This is a genomic window from Janthinobacterium leeuwenhoeki (genome assembly GCF_051380795.1).
GTDB lineage: Bacteria > Pseudomonadota > Gammaproteobacteria > Burkholderiales > Burkholderiaceae_D > Janthinobacterium.
On the sequence record NZ_JBNYXT010000010.1, the window covers coordinates 65,369 to 83,677 of the forward strand.

17 protein-coding genes are annotated in these 18,309 nt (G+C 63.4%); 7 read left to right on the forward strand and 10 right to left on the reverse strand.

Features of this window, described 5'->3' with window-relative positions:
- Position 1: 1 nt before the first annotated feature.
- From ACQ4WS_RS10985 to ACQ4WS_RS11000, 4 genes are all read left to right on the forward strand, one after another.
- Positions 2-205 (forward strand): cbb3-type cytochrome oxidase subunit 3, encoded by a 204-nt coding sequence (locus ACQ4WS_RS10985; protein ID WP_436476140.1) that lies wholly within the window; start codon positions 2-4, stop codon positions 203-205.
- Complete coding sequence (gene ccoP / locus ACQ4WS_RS10990) at positions 198-1,118, forward strand: cytochrome-c oxidase, cbb3-type subunit III (protein ID WP_436476142.1); 921 nt, start codon at positions 198-200, stop codon at positions 1,116-1,118. Before ACQ4WS_RS10985 ends, ccoP begins: the two co-directional genes overlap by 8 nt.
- A gap of 4 nt (positions 1,119-1,122) precedes the next feature.
- A complete protein-coding gene (gene ccoG, locus ACQ4WS_RS10995; protein ID WP_436476144.1) occupies positions 1,123-2,505 on the forward strand; it encodes a cytochrome c oxidase accessory protein CcoG in 1,383 nt (460 codons plus the stop codon).
- 146 nt (positions 2,506-2,651) lie between these two features.
- On the forward strand, positions 2,652-3,176 hold the full coding sequence (locus ACQ4WS_RS11000; protein WP_436476146.1) for a FixH family protein: 525 nt from the start codon (positions 2,652-2,654) through the stop codon (positions 3,174-3,176).
- 3 nt (positions 3,177-3,179) lie between these two features.
- On the opposite strand, the gene fnr is transcribed toward ACQ4WS_RS11000, so the two are convergent.
- A complete protein-coding gene (gene fnr / locus ACQ4WS_RS11005; RefSeq protein ID WP_034782711.1) occupies positions 3,180-3,938 on the reverse strand; it encodes a fumarate/nitrate reduction transcriptional regulator Fnr in 759 nt (252 codons plus the stop codon).
- A 240-nt stretch (positions 3,939-4,178) separates the two neighbouring features.
- Between fnr and ACQ4WS_RS11010 the strand changes: the two genes are divergently transcribed.
- The gene (locus ACQ4WS_RS11010) at positions 4,179-7,253 is read left to right on the forward strand and encodes a response regulator (protein ID WP_436476148.1); all 3,075 of its coding nucleotides are present in this window, start codon (positions 4,179-4,181) and stop codon (positions 7,251-7,253) included.
- Positions 7,254-7,324: 71 nt separating this feature from the next.
- Here the strand turns inward: ACQ4WS_RS11010 and ACQ4WS_RS11015 are convergent, their stop codons facing one another.
- From ACQ4WS_RS11015 to modA, 4 genes are read right to left on the reverse strand one after another with little or no spacing between them, the layout of a single operon-like run.
- Positions 7,325-8,092: a TOBE domain-containing protein gene (locus ACQ4WS_RS11015; RefSeq protein ID WP_436476259.1), complete on the reverse strand. Its 768-nt coding sequence runs from the start codon at positions 8,090-8,092 to the stop codon at positions 7,325-7,327.
- A gap of 25 nt (positions 8,093-8,117) precedes the next feature.
- Positions 8,118-8,819, reverse strand: a complete 702-nt coding sequence (locus tag ACQ4WS_RS11020; RefSeq protein WP_436476261.1) for a sulfate/molybdate ABC transporter ATP-binding protein — start codon at positions 8,817-8,819, stop codon at positions 8,118-8,120.
- A gap of 17 nt (positions 8,820-8,836) precedes the next feature.
- Entirely contained in the window at positions 8,837-9,508 is a 672-nt protein-coding gene (modB, locus tag ACQ4WS_RS11025; RefSeq protein ID WP_436476150.1) for a molybdate ABC transporter permease subunit, read from the reverse strand.
- 17 nt (positions 9,509-9,525) lie between these two features.
- Positions 9,526-10,284: a molybdate ABC transporter substrate-binding protein gene (gene modA, locus ACQ4WS_RS11030; protein ID WP_436476152.1), complete on the reverse strand. Its 759-nt coding sequence runs from the start codon at positions 10,282-10,284 to the stop codon at positions 9,526-9,528.
- A gap of 140 nt (positions 10,285-10,424) precedes the next feature.
- On the opposite strand from modA, the gene ACQ4WS_RS11035 reads away from it, so the two are divergent.
- Positions 10,425-11,657 (forward strand): putative DNA modification/repair radical SAM protein, encoded by a 1,233-nt coding sequence (locus ACQ4WS_RS11035; protein ID WP_436476154.1) that lies wholly within the window; start codon positions 10,425-10,427, stop codon positions 11,655-11,657.
- Positions 11,633-13,117, forward strand: coding sequence for a UdgX family uracil-DNA binding protein (locus tag ACQ4WS_RS11040; protein WP_436476156.1), 1,485 nt, complete (start codon positions 11,633-11,635; stop codon positions 13,115-13,117). Before ACQ4WS_RS11035 ends, ACQ4WS_RS11040 begins: the two co-directional genes overlap by 25 nt.
- On the opposite strand, the gene ACQ4WS_RS11045 is transcribed toward ACQ4WS_RS11040, so the two are convergent.
- The 5 genes from ACQ4WS_RS11045 to ACQ4WS_RS11065 all read right to left on the reverse strand — a co-directional run bounded on the left by ACQ4WS_RS11045 (position 13,069) and on the right by ACQ4WS_RS11065 (position 18,240).
- A complete protein-coding gene (locus ACQ4WS_RS11045) occupies positions 13,069-14,082 on the reverse strand; it encodes a bile acid:sodium symporter family protein (RefSeq protein WP_436476158.1) in 1,014 nt (337 codons plus the stop codon). The two genes, ACQ4WS_RS11040 and ACQ4WS_RS11045, sit on opposite strands and share 49 nt — an antisense overlap.
- Positions 14,083-14,283: 201 nt before the next feature.
- A complete protein-coding gene (locus ACQ4WS_RS11050; RefSeq protein ID WP_436476160.1) occupies positions 14,284-14,646 on the reverse strand; it encodes a BON domain-containing protein in 363 nt (120 codons plus the stop codon).
- 278 nt (positions 14,647-14,924) lie between these two features.
- Positions 14,925-16,292, reverse strand: a complete 1,368-nt coding sequence (locus ACQ4WS_RS11055; RefSeq protein WP_436476162.1) for a sigma 54-interacting transcriptional regulator — start codon at positions 16,290-16,292, stop codon at positions 14,925-14,927.
- The gene (locus tag ACQ4WS_RS11060; RefSeq protein WP_436476164.1) at positions 16,289-16,831 is read right to left on the reverse strand and encodes a hypothetical protein; all 543 of its coding nucleotides are present in this window, start codon (positions 16,829-16,831) and stop codon (positions 16,289-16,291) included. Before ACQ4WS_RS11060 ends, ACQ4WS_RS11055 begins: the two co-directional genes overlap by 4 nt.
- Positions 16,828-18,240, reverse strand: coding sequence for a HAMP domain-containing sensor histidine kinase (locus ACQ4WS_RS11065; protein ID WP_436476166.1), 1,413 nt, complete (start codon positions 18,238-18,240; stop codon positions 16,828-16,830). Before ACQ4WS_RS11065 ends, ACQ4WS_RS11060 begins: the two co-directional genes overlap by 4 nt.
- Between the last annotated feature and the right edge of the window lie 69 nt (positions 18,241-18,309).

An 18,309-nucleotide genomic window follows, 5' to 3' on the forward strand; every position in this document is an offset into this window, starting at 1 on the left:
CATGGCAATCGAAAACCTGTTTGACAGCGCCAGCAGCGTCATGACGGTGGTTTCCTTTACGACGTTCGTGGGCATCCTGTGGTGGACGTTCAGCCGCAGCAACAGCGACTTCGACGCGGCGGCGCGCCTGCCGTTCGACGATGACGCATTGGACTATCCGGCCGAGGCCGAGATGAGCGTGGCGAAGGAGCGCAACCATGGCTGATTTTACCAATGGCTTCTGGAATATCTACATCATCGTGCTGTCCCTGCTGGGCATCATCGGCTGCGGCGTGCTGCTGTACTCGCAGTCGAAAATCAAAGTGGTCGACGGCGCCCCTGCCGATGGCACCACGGGCCACGTCTGGGACGAGGACTTGAAGGAACTCAACACGCCGATGCCGCGCTGGTGGATGTGGTTGTTCTACATCACCATCGTCTTCGCCCTGGCGTACCTGTTCCTGTACCCGGGCCTGGGCAACTATGCCGGCAGCCTGGGCTGGAAATCGACGGGCCAGTACGAGGAAGAGCTGAAGAAGGCGGAAGCCGACTACGGCCCCCTGTTCAACAAGTACCTGAGCCAGGACTTGAAGACGGTGGCCGCCGATCCGCAGGCGCAAGCCATCGGCCAGCGTCTGTTCCTGACCTACTGCGCGCAATGCCACGGTTCGGATGCGCGCGGCAACAAGGGCTTCCCCAACCTGACCGACAAGGACTGGCTGTATGGCGGTGAACCCGACATCATCAAGACCACCATCCTGCATGGCCGCAATGGGCAGATGCCACCGATGGGCGCCGCCCTGGGTTCCGAAAAGGATGTCGAGAACGTGGCCCATTATGTGCTGAGCCTGTCCGGTTCCACCTCGGATCCCGTCAAGTCGGTGCTGGGCAAGGCCAAGTTCGGCGCCTGCATGGCTTGTCACGGCGCCGATGCGAAGGGCAACCCGATGCTCGGTGCGCCTAACCTGACGGACAAGATCTGGCTGTACGGCGGCAGCGCCGATACCATCATGGAAACCGTGCGCAAGGGACGCAGCAACACCATGCCGGCCTTCAGCGATTTCCTCGGCGAATCCAAGGTACACGTGCTGTCGGCGTATGTCTGGAGCCTGTCGAATCCCCAGACGCCCGTGAAATGACGTAATGGAACCTCAAGTCATCAAGATGTATGCGGCCCGCGAGCAGATCTACCCTCGCGAGGCCAAAGGACGCTACGCTACCTGGCGATGGGTATGCGTATGGCTTACCCAGCTGGCGTTCTACGGCTTGCCGTGGTTGACCTGGAATGGCAGGCAAGCCCTGCTGTTCGATTTGACCACGCGCAAGTTCTACATTTTCGGCGTCGTGCTGTGGCCCCAGGATTTCATCTATCTGGCGGCCCTGCTGATCATCTGTGCGTATTTGTTGTTCCTCGTCACGGCCATTGCCGGGCGGGTGTGGTGCGGGTTCTCTTGCCCGCAAACGGTATACACGGAAATTTTCCTGTGGGTCGAACGCCGCATCGAGGGCACGCGCAGCGCGCGCATGGCCCTCGACAAGCAGGGCCCCTCCGTGCGCAAGGCCTTCAAGAAGACGGCCAAGCACCTGGCATGGGGCGCCATCGCCCTGTGGACGGGCTTTACCTTTGTCGGCTACTTCACGCCGATCAAGGAACTGGCGCGCGAGGTGACCACCCTCAATTTCGGTCCCTGGGAATGGTTCTGGGTCTTGTTCTACAGCCTGGCAACCTACGGCAACGCAGGCTGGCTGCGCGAGCAGGTGTGCAAATACATGTGCCCCTACGCGCGCTTCCAGAGCGCCATGTTCGACCAGGACACCCTGATCATCACCTACGATACCAAGCGCGGCGAACCACGTGGCGCCATCAGCAAGAAGGCCGGCAACAACGACAAGCTGGGCGATTGCATCGACTGCACCCTGTGCGTGCAGGTGTGTCCGACCGGTATCGATATCCGCAACGGCCTGCAGTATGAATGCATCGGCTGCGCCGCCTGCGTCGATGCCTGCAACAGCGTGATGGACAAGGTCGAGCGGCCGCGTGGCCTGATACGCTACAGTACCGACCATGCGATGGAAAACAACTTCAATTCGAAGCAGATCCGCCAGCGCGCCATGCGCCCGCGCGTGCTGATCTACACTTCCATCCTGGCCCTGATCATCATCGCCGTATGTACTTCGCTGGCCCTGCGCACGCCCCTGAAAATGGACGTGATCCGCGACCGCGGTTCGATGGGACGCGAAGTGGAAGACGGCATGATCGAAAACGTCTACCGCCTGCAGATCATGAACACCTCGGAGCAAATCCAGCATTTTAAAATCAGCGCTTCCGGCTTGCCGGGCCTGACCTTGCTGACGCGCGAAGAAGTGACCTTGCAGCCGACGGAAACGCTGGGCTGGCCGATACGCCTGCGTGCGCCGCACGGCGTCGGCGAGAAAGGCTCGAACAAGATTGCGATCGAATTGCACTCGCTGGACGACCCGTCGCTGCATGTGCGTGAAAGCGCGGTATTCATCGTGCCGCGGTGATGTTGATTCGGGGTCGGACCCTCTGGGTCCGACCCCGGTATTTCGCCGTAGGGGTAGCATCAAACATGCGTTAGCTTTACTTTATTTTCAACCCAGAAGCAAAAGCTGGGGTCAGACCCAAAGGGTCTGACCCCAAGGAGAACAAAATGTCCGACAGTCTCAAGCTGCAAGCCCCCGTTGCCCCGTGGTACAAGCATCGCTGGCCATGGTTGCTGATGATCGGCCCCGGCCTGTCCGTGGTCGTCGGCAGCTTCATGGGCTATATCGCGTTTACGCAGCCCGATGCGCTGGTGGTGGGCGACTATTACAAGCAGGGCAAGGCGATCAACCAGGATTTGAAGCGCGACACGATCGCCAGCGACCTGGCGATGGATACCAGCTTGTCGTATGACGTGGCGTCAGCGCGCCTGACCGGTTCCGTGCACAGCTTCGGCAAGGCTTACCAGGGGCCGTTGCAGCTGCACCTGGCGCATGCGACCCTGCCGGAAAAGGATATCAAGCTGCTGGTGCAGCCCGATGCGGCCGGCAATTTTAGCGTGGCGCTGCCGATGCTCGAGCGCAGCCGATGGCAAGTGCTGGTGGAAAACGACAAACGCGAGTGGCGCCTGTCCGGCATCTGGACCTGGCCGCTGCAGCGCAGTATCGCGCTGCATGCGGATGAAGAACTGTAAGTCTTATTTGCAAACGTCCGTGCCGGCGGTGATGGCTTTTAATTTGGCCGGCTGCAGGATTTCGATCTCGCGGTTGGAGACGCGCAGCCAGCCTTCCTTCTTGAATTTGGACAGCAGGCGACTGACGCTTTCGATGGTCAGGCCCAGGTAGTTGCCGATTTCCTCGCGCGACATGCGCAACTGGAAATTGCTGCCCGAATAACCGCGCGCCTCATAGCGCGAGGCCAGGTTGACGATGAAGGCGGCAAAGCGCTGCGTCGCCTGCATATTGCCCAGCAAGAGCATGACGCTTTGCTCGCGCGTGATTTCCTGGCTCATCATGCGGTGGAAATGGCGCAGCAGGGTCGGCATATTGCCCAGCAACTGTTCCAGGCTGGAAAAGGGAATTTCACACACTTCGCTGTCTTCCAGCGCCACCGCATTGCAGTGGTGGCGGTCGGCGCTGATGGCGTCCATGCCCAGCAGTTCGCCGGCCATCTGGAAACCCGTCACCTGCTCTTCGCCGCCCGGATTGATCTGGTATGTCTTGAAGTGCCCCAGGCGGATTGCATACAGGTTCTGGAACGAGTCGCCGATGCGGAACAGCGAGGCGCCGCGCACGATCTTGCGGCGGCGGCCGATGATCTGGTCCAGCCTGTCCATATCGCCCACATCGAGGCCCATCGGCAGACACAATTGATGCATGCTGCAGGTCGAACATCGCGCACGCAACGCCTCCACGTTCACTGTAGGCAAGGTGGGAGTGAGTAGCGCTTCAGTCATGTCGGTACCTTTTATAAAATGCAATAACAAGTTTACTGCATACACGGTTGCCGTGTGCCAATTTCACCGCAATTGCGCTGAATAAACGACGTTCTGACTTTAATTACATGGCAACATCGTCAAAAGCCCTTGCGGGGAAGGGCAATTTACGCGGCGCCGCTTGCCAAGTTAATGTTTTGATAGGAAAATTCCTGACAGCGTCGTCTGCCGCCTGTGCCGCCCGGTACTGAAAAGGAAATCATGAAGCCTCTCGGCATTAAAGCAAAAGTCGCGCTGGCCACCAGCCTGACCTCGATCGCCATGATCGCCCTGGTCACCATGATCCAGGTGCAACACATGCGCGACGACTTCACCCGAGTACTGCTGAGCCAGCAGTCGTCCCTGATCAGCCGCACCGCTGCCGAACTCGACGACAAGCTGGGCATGCTGCTGCAAATCGTCACGCTGACGGCCAGGCAGCAGCCGCCGGAACTGATCGCCCAGCCAGCCCAATTGCGCGAATATTATGCGCGCCGCTCTATGCTGGCGCTGTTCGATGACGTGCTGGTGCTCGACGCGCATGGCGCCATCGTGGCCGACATGCCGCAGGTGGCCGGGCGCATCGGCATCAACGTCGCCGAGCGCGAGTACTTCCAGACCGTGCTGCGCACGCGCCAGCCCATGATCACCGAACCCATGCTGGGCAAGTCGAGCGGCATGCCCATCGTGCAGATGGTGGCGCCCGTACTGGCCGCCGATGGCCAGGTGGCTGGCGTGGTGATCGGCGTGCTGCGCCTGTACAAAGACAACCTGCTGGGCCGCTTGCGTTCGGAAAAGATCGGCAAGAGCGGCTATTACTTCATCCTCACGCGCGGCGCCGTGCCGCGCTACGTGCTGCACCCCGATACCAGCCGTTTGCTGCAGCCGCGCCAGCCGAACGCCAACCTGAGCACCACCGAGTTGCTGAAGCAAGATGGCGAAGGCAGCATGGTCAGCACCAACAGCGGCGGCATCACGGCCGTCAACAGCTTCAAGCGCCTGAAATCGGTGAACTGGCTGCTGGCCGCCTCGCTGCCCGTCGCGGATGCCTTCGCACCGTTCGATGGCGTGCTGTACCGGCTGGTACTGTGGAGCATCCTCGCCTCGCTGCTGGCCGCAGCCGTGCTGGGCTGGGTCACCGTGCGCCTGCTGTCGCCGCTGGTGCGCCTGCGCGACACCCTGCTGGCCCTGCGCACCAGCGGCGGCCGTTTCACCCCCGTGCCGGTGCAGCAGCGCGACGAGATCGGCGAACTGACGGAAGCGTTCAACGGTCTGATGGGCGAACGCGACCGCCTGCAGCAGGAACTCGAAGCGCGCGCGGCGGAGCTGGAACAGGAACGCGACCGGGCCGAGGCGGCCAACCGCGCGAAAAGCGATTTCGTGGCCAACATGAGCCATGAAATCCGCACGCCCCTCAATGCCGTGCTGGGCATGGTGTATCTGCTGGGCAATACAAAGCTCGATACGGAACAGCGCAAGTATCTGACCATGGTGCGCGTGGCGGGCCAGTCGCTGCTGGGCATCCTCAACGACGTGCTCGACTATTCGAAGATCGAGGCGCGGCGCATGGAATTGTCGCCCGTCGAATTCGACCTCGACGAAGTCATGAATACCCTGGCGACGACGATGACGATGAATGCGGGCGAAAAGGAGCTGGAACTGGCCATTGCCGTCGAGCCCGACGTGCCGCGGCGCCTCATGGGTGACGCCCAGCGTCTGCAGCAAATCCTCGTCAACCTGGCCGGCAACGCCATCAAGTTTACCGAGAGCGGCGAAGTGGTGGTGGCCGTCAGCCTGGCCGAGAGCGAAAACGGGCGCGCCTGGCTGCGCTTCGAAGTGCGCGACACGGGCATCGGCATGACGGAACTGCAGCAACAGCAGCTGTTTTCCGCGTTTTCACAGGGCGACCAGAGCATCACGCGGCGCTTCGGCGGCACGGGCCTGGGCCTGGCCATCAGCAAGCAGCTGATCCACATGATGGGCGGCGATATCGCCGTCGCCAGCAGCGAAGGCAAGGGCAGCCGCTTCTGGTTCAGCGTGCCCTTCGACATGCTGGCGCAGCCGGCCGAAACGCGGCGCACGCCGGCCCTGGGCCAGCTGCGCCTGCTGGTGGCCGATGATAACCGCACCACGCGCGAACTGATCGTCAAGCTGATCGAGGCCTGGGGCTGGCTGGCCGACGAAGTGGACTCCGGCTTTGCCGCCATCGAGCTGTACCGCGAACGCCTGGCGCAGCAGCAGCCGTACGACGTGGTGCTGGCCGACTGGCACATGCCCGTGATGGACGGTCTGGCCACGGCCAAGGCCATCCGCCAGGCGGCCAGCGGCCAGCGCCAGCCCATCGTGGTGATGGTCAATGCCTTCGCCCGCAACCACCTGGAGGAAATCTCCAGCGCGGCCGAAGCCGATGTCGTGCTGATGAAGCCGATCACGGGATCGAGCCTGTTCGATGCCCTGCACCAGGCGCTGATCGCCAAGAACGATGGCGACGAGCAGCGCATGCTGCACCAGCCGCTGGGCACGGAACTGGCCGGCGTGCATTTCCTGCTGGTGGAAGACAATCATTTGAACCAGGCCGTGGCGCGCGGCATCCTCGAACACATGGGCGCCACCCTGGACGTGGTGGGCGACGGCTTGCAAGCCGTGGAACGGCTGCGCACGGAAGCGCTGCGCTACGACATCGTGCTAATGGACATGCAGATGCCCATCATGGACGGTTTCAGCGCCACCCACATCATCCGCACGGAACTGCGCTTGAGCCTGCCCGTGATCGCCATGACGGCCGGCGTGCTGGCGTCCGAACGCGAGCGCTGCATGACGGCCGGCATCAGCGATTTCATCGCCAAGCCCGTGGTGGTGGAAGAGATGATGGAAGTCATCCTGCGCCACCTGCCCAAGCACCCGCACATGCAGATGGCCGGGCCGGCACGTGTCGCCGATGAAGAGGTATTTTCCATGGCGCCGCTGATGCGCGTGATGGGACGCGACGCGAAGGGGCGCGGCGTGCTGCGGCGCATGGTGGAAGACGCGCTGAACAAGGGCATGACGCCCGTGCGCGATGCCGAAACGGCATTGCAGGCAGGCCGCCACAGCGACGTGGCGCGCATCCTGCACAGCGTGCGCGGCTCCGTGGGCACCCTGGGCACGAAACGCCTGATCCGCGCCGCGTTCGCCACCGAGGAAGCCATCGATGCGGGCCGCCTGGACGCCGTGCCGGCGCTGCTGGCGCAGACGGCGCAGGAACTGGAACTGACGCTGGCGGCAGCGTCCGAGTGGTTGTCGCGGTTGAAGGATTAGGCGCGTTTGAACCCAAGAGATAAAGGCCGGGGTCGTACCCTCAGGGTACGACCCCAGTCCTTGCTTTGGGTTTAGGCGGGCACCCCCAGGATCACACTGGACGCCTTGAACATCGCCGTCACATTGCTGCCGATTTCGATGCCCAGCTCGCTGCTGCTCTGGTTGGTGATGATGGCGGCGATCGTGCCGCCGCGTGGCAAGTCCAGCACCACTTCCGTGTTGACGGCGCCCGTCTGCACGCGCGTCACCAGCCCGGCCAGCTGGTTGCGCGCGGAAAAGCGCACGCCCTCGCTGTCCGCCACGAGGATGATGGACGAGGCCTTGATCAGTGCAAACGCTTCCGCGCCCGGCACCAGGCCCAGGCTGGCGCTGCTGCCCTGCGTGACGATGGCGACGATGTGCTGGCCACCGGGCAATGCCAGCGTGACTTCATCGTTGACGGCGCCCTGTTTCAGTTCGGTCACCTTGCCGAGGAATTGATTGCGTGCCGTGGTTTTCATGGCCATTCTCCGTATGAGTAAAAGATCGTCGGCGATGCCTTCGGCCTGGCTGCCCAGTTGGCGCAGATAGCGCGCATGCTCGCGCTCGATGATGCGGAAATTGTCGACCAGCTGGCGTCCCCGTGGTGTCAGCCGCGTGCCGCCGCCGCCCTTGCCGCCCGTCAGGCGCTCGACCAGCGGCTCGCCGGCCAGGTTGTTCATGGCGTCGATGGCGTCCCAGGCCGCCTTGTAGCTCATCTTGACGAGTTTGGCCGCCTGCGTGATGGAGCCGCATTCGGCGATGGCGCCCAACAATTCCACCCGGCCGGCGCCGCCCAGATGCTCGCCGCCCACCGTCATCCATACCGAGCCTTGCAGGCCGATTTTATCCAATGCGTTCCCCCAATGCCATGTGTTCTTCCCTGTTATCGATCTGTCCGTCGCGCAAGTACAGCACATGCTCGCCCAGGATGCGCGCATCTTCCGGATCGTGGGTGATCAGGATCATGGGCACGTCCAGGCGTTGCTGCCACTGGCTCAGTTCCAGCCGCATTTTGACACGCAGGGCCGGATCGAGGGCGGCAAACGGCTCGTCGAGCAGCAGCGCGGCCGGCTCGGCCACGAGCGCCCTCGCCAGCGCCACCCTTTGGCGCTGGCCACCGGACAACTCGTCGGGAAACTGGTGCGCCAGTTCCTGCAAGTGAAACGCGGCTAGCCAATGCTCGACCTTGGCCAGCTTTTCGCGCGCGCGCGGGTTGAACCAGCCCCGCGCCAGACCAAAGCCCACGTTCTGGCGCACCGTCAGGTGCGGAAACAGGGCGTAATCCTGGAACAGATAGGCGACATTGCGCTGCTGCGGCGGCAAATTGATGCCGGCGGCGGAATCGAACAGGGTGCGCCCGTTCAGGCGGATATGGCCCGCGTCAGGCGTGAAGAGTCCGGCAATGGCTTTCAGGGTCATGCTCTTGCCGGCGCCGGACGGGCCATACATGGCGATGCGCTGGCTGCTTGAGGTGCATTGCACCTGCATGTCGAAACGGCGCTTACCGGAGCGCAAGGTGGCGCGAATGTCGAGGTCGAGTTGCATGGGCGTCATCATGGCCGTCATTTGTGCGCGATGCGCCCGGGCGCCAGGCGGCCAGCCGACAGCAGCACCACGATGCAGACAAAGGAGATAATCAAGACCAGCGTATTGGCCACGTCGTCCTGGCCCGCCTGTACGGCTTCATACACAGCCACCGACAGGGTCTGCGTCTTGCCGGGGATGCTGCCGGCCACCATCAGGGTGGCGCCAAACTCGCCCAGCGCGCGCACAAAGCCCAGCAGCACGCCTGCGAGAATGCCGCGCCAGGCCAGCGGCAAGGTCACGCGGAAGAAAATCGCCATTTCCGAGATGCCCAGCACGCGGGCCGCCTGCTCCAGCTGGCCGTCGACGGCCTCGAAGGCGGCGCGCGCCGGCTTGAAGACGAGGGGAAAGGCGACCACGGTGGAAGCGATCACGGCGCCCTGCCACGTAAAGATGAGGTTGATGCCGAAGTTGTCCTGCAGCCAGACGCCCAGGGTGCCGCGCCGGCCCAGCAGCACCAGCAGGTAATAGCCCAGCACGGTGGGCGGCATCACCATCGGCAGGGTCAACAGGGCGTCGAGCAGCTCGCGCCCAGGAAAACGCGTGCGCGCCAGCAGATAACCCGTGCCGATGCCGAGCAACAAATTGAGCGCCGTGGCCCACGCCGCCACTTTGAGCGACAGGGCCAGCGCGGTCCAGGCGATATCCATGCGGGCGCGTGCTTAAGTTATGGTTTCTTGAATCCGTACTTGGCCAGGATGGCTTGCGCCGGCGCCGTCTGCAGGTAGCTGACGAAGCGCTTTGCTTCGGCCGCATTGCTGCTGCCCTTGATGGTGGCGATCGGGTACAGCACGGGCGAGGCCAATGGCACCTCCAGCACCACGTTGACTTTATCCTTCATGATGGCCGCGTCGGTGGCGTAGACAAAGCCCGCATCGACTTCGCCGCGCGCCACATAGTCGAGCGACTGGCGCACGTTCTGCGTGCCGATGGCCTTGGTCTGCACGGCGTCCCACAGCTTGGCCTTCTTCAGCGCGCCTTCGGAGTAACGGCCGACGGGCACGCTGGCCGGGTTGGCGATGGCCACGCGGGTCACGCCCTTGTGCGTCAGGTCGCTCAAGCTCTTGATGCCCAGCTTGCTATCGTGCGGCACGATCAGCACCAGGCTGTTGCTGACGAAGTCCATGCGGTCGGCCGGCAAGACGAGACCCTGCTTTTGCGCCGCATCCATGGTTTCCTGGTCTGCCGAGGCAAACACGTCCACGGGCGCGCCCTTGACGATCTGTTGCAGCAGCACGCCCGAGGCAGCGAAGTTCAGGGACACCTTGCTGCCCGGATACTGCGCCTCGTAGCTTTGCGCCGCATCCTTGAACGCATTCGTCAGGCTGGCCGCGGCCGACACCACTACTTCGCCGGCAAAGGCGGAGGTGGCGGCAGTAGCGAGCAGGGCGACGCCAAGCAGGCGGGCGAGGGAGGTGAGGCGCATGATCGTATCCTTGTAAGTGAACGCTGAACAAGGAGCGTAATATACACCCATATATAGCGTTCTGCCATGGCGCAAGTCAAGCCAACACAAGGTGGTATCCCTGATATACTGTATATAAACACAGTATATTGAGGTGAGCCATGGAATTGACGGACAAGCTGGAAATCCTCGCCGACGCGGCCAAGTACGACGCGTCCTGCGCCAGCAGCGGCGCGCCCAAGCGCGATTCCATCGGCAAGGATGGCTTTGGCGCCACCTCCGGCATGGGCATTTGCCACAGCTACACACCGGACGGACGCTGCGTCTCGCTGCTGAAAGTACTGCTGACCAATTACTGCCTGTACGATTGCCAGTACTGCGTCAACCGCCGTAGCTCGAACGTGCCGCGCGCGCGGTTTACGGTGGCCGAGGTGGTCAAGCTGACGGCCGACTTTTACCTGCGCAACTATATCGACGGCCTGTTCCTCAGTTCCGGCATCATCCAGTCGGCCGACTACACGATGGAGCAGCTGGTGCAAGTGGCGCGCGAGTTGCGCGAGGTGCACCAGTTCCGCGGCTATATTCATCTGAAAACCATTCCCGACGCCGATCCTGCCCTGGTCGCGCAGGCGGGCCGCTATGCCGACCGGCTCAGCGTCAATATCGAATTGCCGACGCAAGACAGCGTGCAAAAACTGGCGCCGGAAAAAAGCGTGCATACGATTAAACTGGCGATGGGCGCCATCCGCCGCAAGCTCGATGAGAAAGCGGAAGAACCGCGCTCGCCGCGCTTCGCGCCGGCCGGGCAAAGCACGCAAATGATCGTCGGCGCCGACGCCAGCGACGACCAGCAGATCCTCTCCACGGCCGAGACCTTGTACGGCAGCTACAAACTCAAGCGCGTGTACTACTCGGCCTTCAGCCCGATCCCCGACAGCCCGAAAAGCGTGCCGCTGGCGCCGCCGCCCATGCTGCGCGAACACCGGCTGTACCAGGCCGATTTCCTGCTGCGCAGCTATGGTTTCCAGGCCAGCGAACTGCTGCCCGCCACGGGCGGCAACCTGGCGCTCGATATCGATCCCAAGCTGGCCTGGGCGCTGGCACACCGCGAACATTTTCCGCTGGACTTGAACCGTGCGGCACAGCACATGATCGCCCGCGTGCCCGGCATTGGCCTGCGCAACGCGCAGCGCATCGTCGAGCTGCGCCAGCTGCGGCAAGTGCGCTACGCCGACCTGTCGCGCCTGCGCTGCAGCATGAAGAAAATTGCGCCATTCATCATCACGGCCGACTACTTTCCCGCGCGCGATACCACCGCCTCCGAACACCTGCGCCGGGCCATGGCGGAAGCGCCGCAGCAGATGCATTTATGGCCCGAACTGCAGGCGGCATGAGCCCTGTCGTGCGCTTGGCGCAGTCGTTCGACGAGTGGCGCGCTGCCGCGCGGGAACTGATCGCGCGCGGCGTACCGCCTGCGGACGTTGTCTGGCAGTCGCAAGCCGGTGATGGCGACCTATTTTCCTCCACGCCGGAGGCAACGGATACCAGCGCACCACTGCTGCGACTGCCCCGTCCCCTGGTGGAATTACTGGAAAGCGCCGCCTGTTTCAGCGCCCCGGATCGCTGGGCCTTTCTGTATCAGGTGCTCTGGCGCTGGCAGCTGGGCCAGCACGACGTGATGTCGCCTGCCGATACGGACGGCGCGCGCCTGCACGCCATGGCCAAGGCCGTGCGCCGCGAAGAGCACGACATGCACGCGTATGTGCGCTTCCGCGAACGCAGCGAAGCCGAGGGCGCGCCCCGCTTCGTGGCCTGGTTCGAGCCCACGCACGACGTGCTGCCGCAGGTGGCGCGCCACTTCGCCCGCCGCATGGGCGCCATCAGCTGGATGATCGCCACGCCCCAGGCCAGCATGCTGTGGAATGGCGCGACCTTGCACGCGGGACCGGCCCTGCTGCGCGGCGCGGCCGATATCGACGATGCGGGTGAAGCCCTGTGGCTGACCTATTACCGCAGCATCTTCAATCCCGCGCGCCTGAACGCCGGCCTGCTGCGCAGCCATATCCCCTCGCGTTTCTGGAAAAACCTGCCGGAAGGCGCCATCGTGCCCGCCATGCTCAGCGGCGCAGCGAATGGCGAGCGCCGCACGGGCCAGACGGCCAGCGTAGGCCAGCGCAGCGGCGCCACCATGATCCCGATTGCCGCCGAGCGCGCCCAACCCGCGCGCGCGGCAACCACCACCCTTGACCAGTGCCGCCGCTGCGAACTATGGAAAAGCGCCACTCAGGCCGTGCCCGGCGTAGGGCCCGAACAGGCGCACATCATGCTCGTCGGCGAGCAGCCGGGCGACAAGGAAGACCTGGCGGGCTTGCCGTTCGTCGGCCCGGCCGGTGCGCTGCTGGACCAGGCGATGCAGGAAGCGGGCATGGCGCGCGACAGCATCTATCTGACCAACGCCGTCAAACATTTCAAGTGGGAACCGCGCGGCAAGCGCCGCCTGCACAAGACACCCGCGCAGCGTGAAATTCTCGCCTGCCATGGCTGGCTGGAAGAAGAAATCGATCGTGTCAAACCACAGGTGATCGTGGCGCTGGGCAGCACGGCGCTGAAGTCCGTGCTGCAAGATGCGGCGGCGAGCATGACGCCGCTGGTCGGTACGCCCATCCATCACGATGGACGTTGGGTGGTGACCGTATATCACCCGTCGTATGTGCTGCGCGCGCCGGACGAGGCGAGCCGGCGGCAGGCGTATGCGGTGATAGTCGACGGCTTGTACCAGGCGATGCGGCTACTACAAGGCCAGGATCACAGCGTCGACGCTGGCACTTCCTGCCCCTCGTCACGCCGCGCGTAGCGCTGCGCAATCACGGCGCAGATCATCAGCTGAATCTGGTGGAACAGCATCAGCGGCAGGATCACCATGCCCAGCGAATGGGTGGCAAACAGCACCTTGGCCATGGGCACGCCGCTGGCCAGGCTTTTTTTCGAGCCGCAAAAGACGATGGCGATTTCATCCTCCTTGGAAAAACCAAGGCGGCGGCTGATGAACGTCATCAGGCCCAGAACCAGCGCCAGCAGCAAGATGCTGAACAGGCCCAGCGCTACCAGGGTTTCCACCGAGATCGTATGCCACAGGCCTACACTGACGGCTTCGCTGAAGGCCGTGTAGACCACCAGCAAGATCGAACCCTGGTCGACGAATTTCAGCATGGCCTTGTGGCGGTCGACCCAGCGGCCTATCCAGCGGCGCAGGAACTGGCCAGCCAAAAACGGCAGCAGCAGCTGCATGACGATGGAGAGTACCGCATCGACCGACGACTTGCTTTCCGCGCCCTTGGCCACCAGCAAGCCCACGAGGATGGGGGCAAGGAAGATGCCAATGAAGTTCGAGGCCGAGGCGCTGCAGATGGCGGCTGGCACATTGCCTCGCGCCATGGCTGTCAAGGCGATCGACGATTGCACGGTGGACGGCAGCGCGCACAGGAACAAAATGCCCACATATAAATCGGGCGTGAGAAACGTCAGCGCCAGCGGACGCAGGGCTAGGCCCAGCAGTGGAAACAGGATGAAAGTACTGGCCAGCACCAGCAAGTGCAGCCGCCAGTGCATGACGCCGGCCACCACGGCTTCACGCGACAGCTTGGCGCCATGCAGGAAGAACAGGGCGCCGATGGCGACGGTGGTGACGTGGCCGAAGACCACGGCCGTCGTGCCCGTACACGGCAGGAAACTGGCCAGCGCCACGGTAACGAGCAGGGCGATGGTGAAATTATCGGGTTGCAGATTGCGCAACAGGGCAGCGGGAGAAAAAGAAGACATGCGGTAGCCTGGTAACGGCGCAGCCTTGCAACGCTGTGCCGGGGATGACAAGCAGCGCCGGGAGCGGCGCCAGTGCCGGCTATTCTAACCCTATCGCCGGGCTACCTGCCTGGAAGCAGGCGTGGCTTGTGGACACAATGGCACAAAAAAATGCCCTGTCCGCAGACAGGGCAACCCGGAGTAAAGTACAGCGCGAGGGGTTTAGCCAGCGGCTTTGACTTTCAGCTCGTTCTTGATTTCTTTCACGCCGCTCACGGAGGCGACGATCTGCACGATGCGGTCACCCGCTTCGGCGCTCGGTACGTCGCCCGACAGGACGACCACACCTTGCTGGGTTGCTACCTTGACTGGCAGGGCAGCGGCTTGCGCATCGGCGCTCAGGGCGGCCTTGGCCGAGGAAGTGATGGTTTCATCAGGGACGGCAGCAGCAGCGTTGGCGGCCACTACAGTGTCAGCAGGAGCTTGTGCTTTTGGGGCGGAGTCAGCTGCATGCGAAGCGGTGATCGAGGCGCCCGACAGTACGATAGCGGCGACCAGGGTATTGAACAGTTTCGATGTTTGCATGGTAGTTCCTCTCAATGAAGTTAAAAGCTTCTTACTTGGCTATAGCAATAAACAGCAACACTTTGAAGCGTCACATCTACCCATACAGCAAGCACCGTGCCAGCTTTTAAATTGCATTCAAAATCAATGACTTACATGCAAACCCGATTTTTTTCTGCGCGTTTCAGACGAATCTGGCCGGCAAAACGGGGCTTTTTGTCGCCAGACAGCGACAGCTTGTGGCCAGAGCGTCAATATTTCGCGCCAAGCCCTTGATTTTCCACGCTTTATTTTTGTCGCTATTCAGCGACAGGGTCGCCATCCGTGCGGAACAGGGCCGGCGTCAGCTCGTATTTCTGTAATAAACGGTAGAACTCCGTGCGGTTGCGGTCGGCCAGGCGGGCCGCGTCGGCCACGTTGCCGTCCGTCAGGCGCAGCAGCTGAATCAGGTAGTCGCGCTCGAAGCGCTGCTTGGCTTCGTTGTAGCTGAGCGCTTCCAGGGACGGTACGCGCAGGGCCCGCTGCACCAGGGACAAGGGCACCAGCGGCGCCGTGGCCAGCGCGCACACTTGCTCGACGACATTGACCAGCTGGCGCACATTGCCGGGCCATGGCGCGGCCACCAGCGCAGTCAAGGCGTCGGGGGCGAAGCCGTTCAGGGGTTTCTGGTACTTGGCCGCCAGTTTCTGCAAGAAATGGTTCGCCAGCAGGGAGATATCTTCGCGCCGCTCGGCCAGCGGCGGCAGGGTCAAGGTCACAACATTGAGCCGGTAATACAGGTCTTCGCGAAACTGGCCTTCCGCCATGGCCACGTCGAGGTCGCGGTGCGTGGCCGACAAGAGCCGCACGTCGACCGGGCGCGTCTGGTCGGCGCCGACAGGGCGCACGGCCCGCTCCTGCAGCACGCGCAGCAATTTCACCTGTAGCGGCAAGGGCATGTCGCCGATCTCGTCCAGAAACAGGGTGCCGCCATCGGCCGCCTGGAACAAGCCTTCGCGGTTGCCGACGGCGCCCGTAAACGAACCTTTGACGTGACCGAACAGTTCCGATTCCAGCAACTGCTCGGGAATGGCGCCACAGTTGACGGCGATAAACGGCGCCTTGGCGCGGCGGCTGGCGTTGTGCAGGGCGCGCGCCAGCAATTCCTTGCCCGTGCCGCTGGGGCCGCGGATCAGGATGCTGGCGTCCGATCCCGCCACCAGCTTGGCTTCGGCCAGCAGTTCGGCCATCTGCGAACTGCGGCTGATCAGCTCGGCACGCCAGCTCTCGTCGCCGGACGCCGGCGCCGGCATGACGGTGGACAAGTTGATGGCATACGCCACTTTTTCCATGAGCAGCTTGCCATCGAACGGTTTCGTCAGATACGCAAACGCGCCGCGCGCCGTCGCGTCGACGGCGTCGGGAATGGTGCCGTGGGCCGTCAGCAGGATGACGGGCAGGGCCGCATGCTGGCGGCGGATTTCATCGAACAGGGCCAGGCCGTCGCGACCCGGCAATTGCACATCGGTAATGACCAGGGCCGGCAATTCCACGGCCAGGCGCGCCAGCGCCGCTTCCGCGCTGCCCACGGCCGTGACCCGATAGTTGCCCGCCTTCAGGCGGATGGTCAGCAAGCGCAGCAGGTCGGGATCGTCGTCGACCAATAAAATGTGGGCGTGCTCGCTCATTTCGACGCTCCCGCGGCTGGGCGCACGGACAGGCTGCGCTCGATGTTTTTCAGCGCTTCCAGTTTTTCATTGAGCAAGTCGTTACGGCGCTGGGCGTCGCGCAGCTGCGCATTGAGCTTGTCGATGCCCTCTTCCTGGCGGCGCAGTTCCGCATACTGGCTGCCCAGCAATTGCGCCAGCGGCGCCAGCAGTTGCGCGTCCTTGCCCGTGGCCGTGGCCAGCGGCTCGAGCAAGGCTTGCGCGCGGGCCAGGTCGCCGGGGCCGCGCAAGGCCGCTTGCAGCATGGCGCGGCGTAGCGTGTTGTGCGGCGCATGGTCGGCTTTCGCCAGGTCCAGCTGCGCTTTCACCAGTTCCGACGGCGTCATCAGGCGCAAGGCGCCTTGATACGCCAGCAGCTCGGCGAGCTGCGGGTCCATCACCACCACGACGCGCGGTGGCGTTTGCACCAGCACGGACGTCTGGGTGGGGGGCTTGGCGGCGCAGGCGCCCAACAGCAGCGCGCAGGCGGCCATGCCGGCCAGGGAAATTCTCGTCATCATAAGGGCAGTTCTATCCGAAAATGTGCGCCGGCCTGGCGCGGTAAAAGAGTGACGCTGCCATCGTGGGCGGCGATATATTCGCGCACGATGGACAGGCCGATGCCATTGCCGTTGCGCGCGCCGGCCGCCTGGCGCACTCCCTGGTAAAACGGTTCAAAAATACGCGCAGCATCCTCGGGCGCCACGCCGGCCCCCTCGTCGATGCAGTCGATGCGCACGCGGCCGCCTTCGCAAGACAGGGTGAAACGCACGGTGCCGCCTTCCGGGCTGAAGCGCACGGCATTCGACAGCAAATTCGCCAGGGCCGTCGCCAGCTTGTCGCGGTCGGCCTGCACGATCAGGGATACTCCCTGCACCTCGACCGTCAAACGGCGCGCCAGCCATTGCAGGCGCTGCGCGGCCACCACATCTTGCAGCAAGACCAGCAAATCGACCTTGCTGCGCGCCAGATGCTGGGCGTCAAAAGCGGCGGTATTGTAGCGCAGCAAGTCTTCGATCTGGGTTTGCAAGGACGCCGTGTTTTGCTGCAGGATGCCGGCGATTTCGCGCTGGCCATCGCTGAGTTTGCCGGCCACTTCATCTTCCAGCAAGGCCACGCCTTCGCGCAGGGCCGCCAGCGGCGTTTTTAACTCATGCGAGATGTGGCGCAGAAAACGTTCCTTGTCGGCATCGAGATCCGCCAGGCGCTGGCGCAACCAGTCGAGCTGCTGGCCCAGGCGGCGCGTGTCGGCCGGACCGCCGACGACGATGGGCTGGTCATAGCGCTTTTCGCCCAGGCGCTCGATGGCCGTCTCGATGCGGCGCAGCGGGCGCGACAATAGAAAGCCGAAGCAGGTGGCCAGCACGGCCGCCAGCAGCACGGCGCCACCCACCAGCACGCCCAGCAGGCGGCGCTGGCGTTCCAGCTCGGCCAGCAGGGCATCGTTGCGGCTGCCGATTTCCGTTTTGCTTTCGCGCGCCAGGCTGTCATTGATCTGCGTCATGCGGGCAAACGCGCGGTACACAACGGCGTGGCCATCGCGCTTGCGGCGCTTGCCTGCTTGCAAGACTTCCCACGCCGCTTGCGCCTGCACCGTCCATTCGTCGGCCAGCTGGGGCGCGAACTCGGGCGTGGCGCGGTTCAGCACTTGCAGCGCCGCCGTCGCTTCATCGCGGGCCGCCGCGTAGCGCTCGCGGAATACGGGATCATCGAGCACGAGGAATTGGCGCGCGCTGCGCTCCATGGCCAGGGTGCGCTCGGACAAGCGCTGCGACTGTTCCGTCAGGGCAATCGCCTGCGCCGCCGTCTCGCGCCCCAGCCGCGCCAGGTGTTCCAGGGTCAGCAGGGCTTGCACGGATGTGGCCGTCAAAATTCCCGTCGTCAAAATGAAGGCGGCAAATAACAGTTGGCGAAAGGACAGTCTGGACAAGGTAAGCGCCTTCGGTTCATTCAACAAGGGGGAAAAGGCGCATGGTACGCTAAGCTTACATTCGGAGAC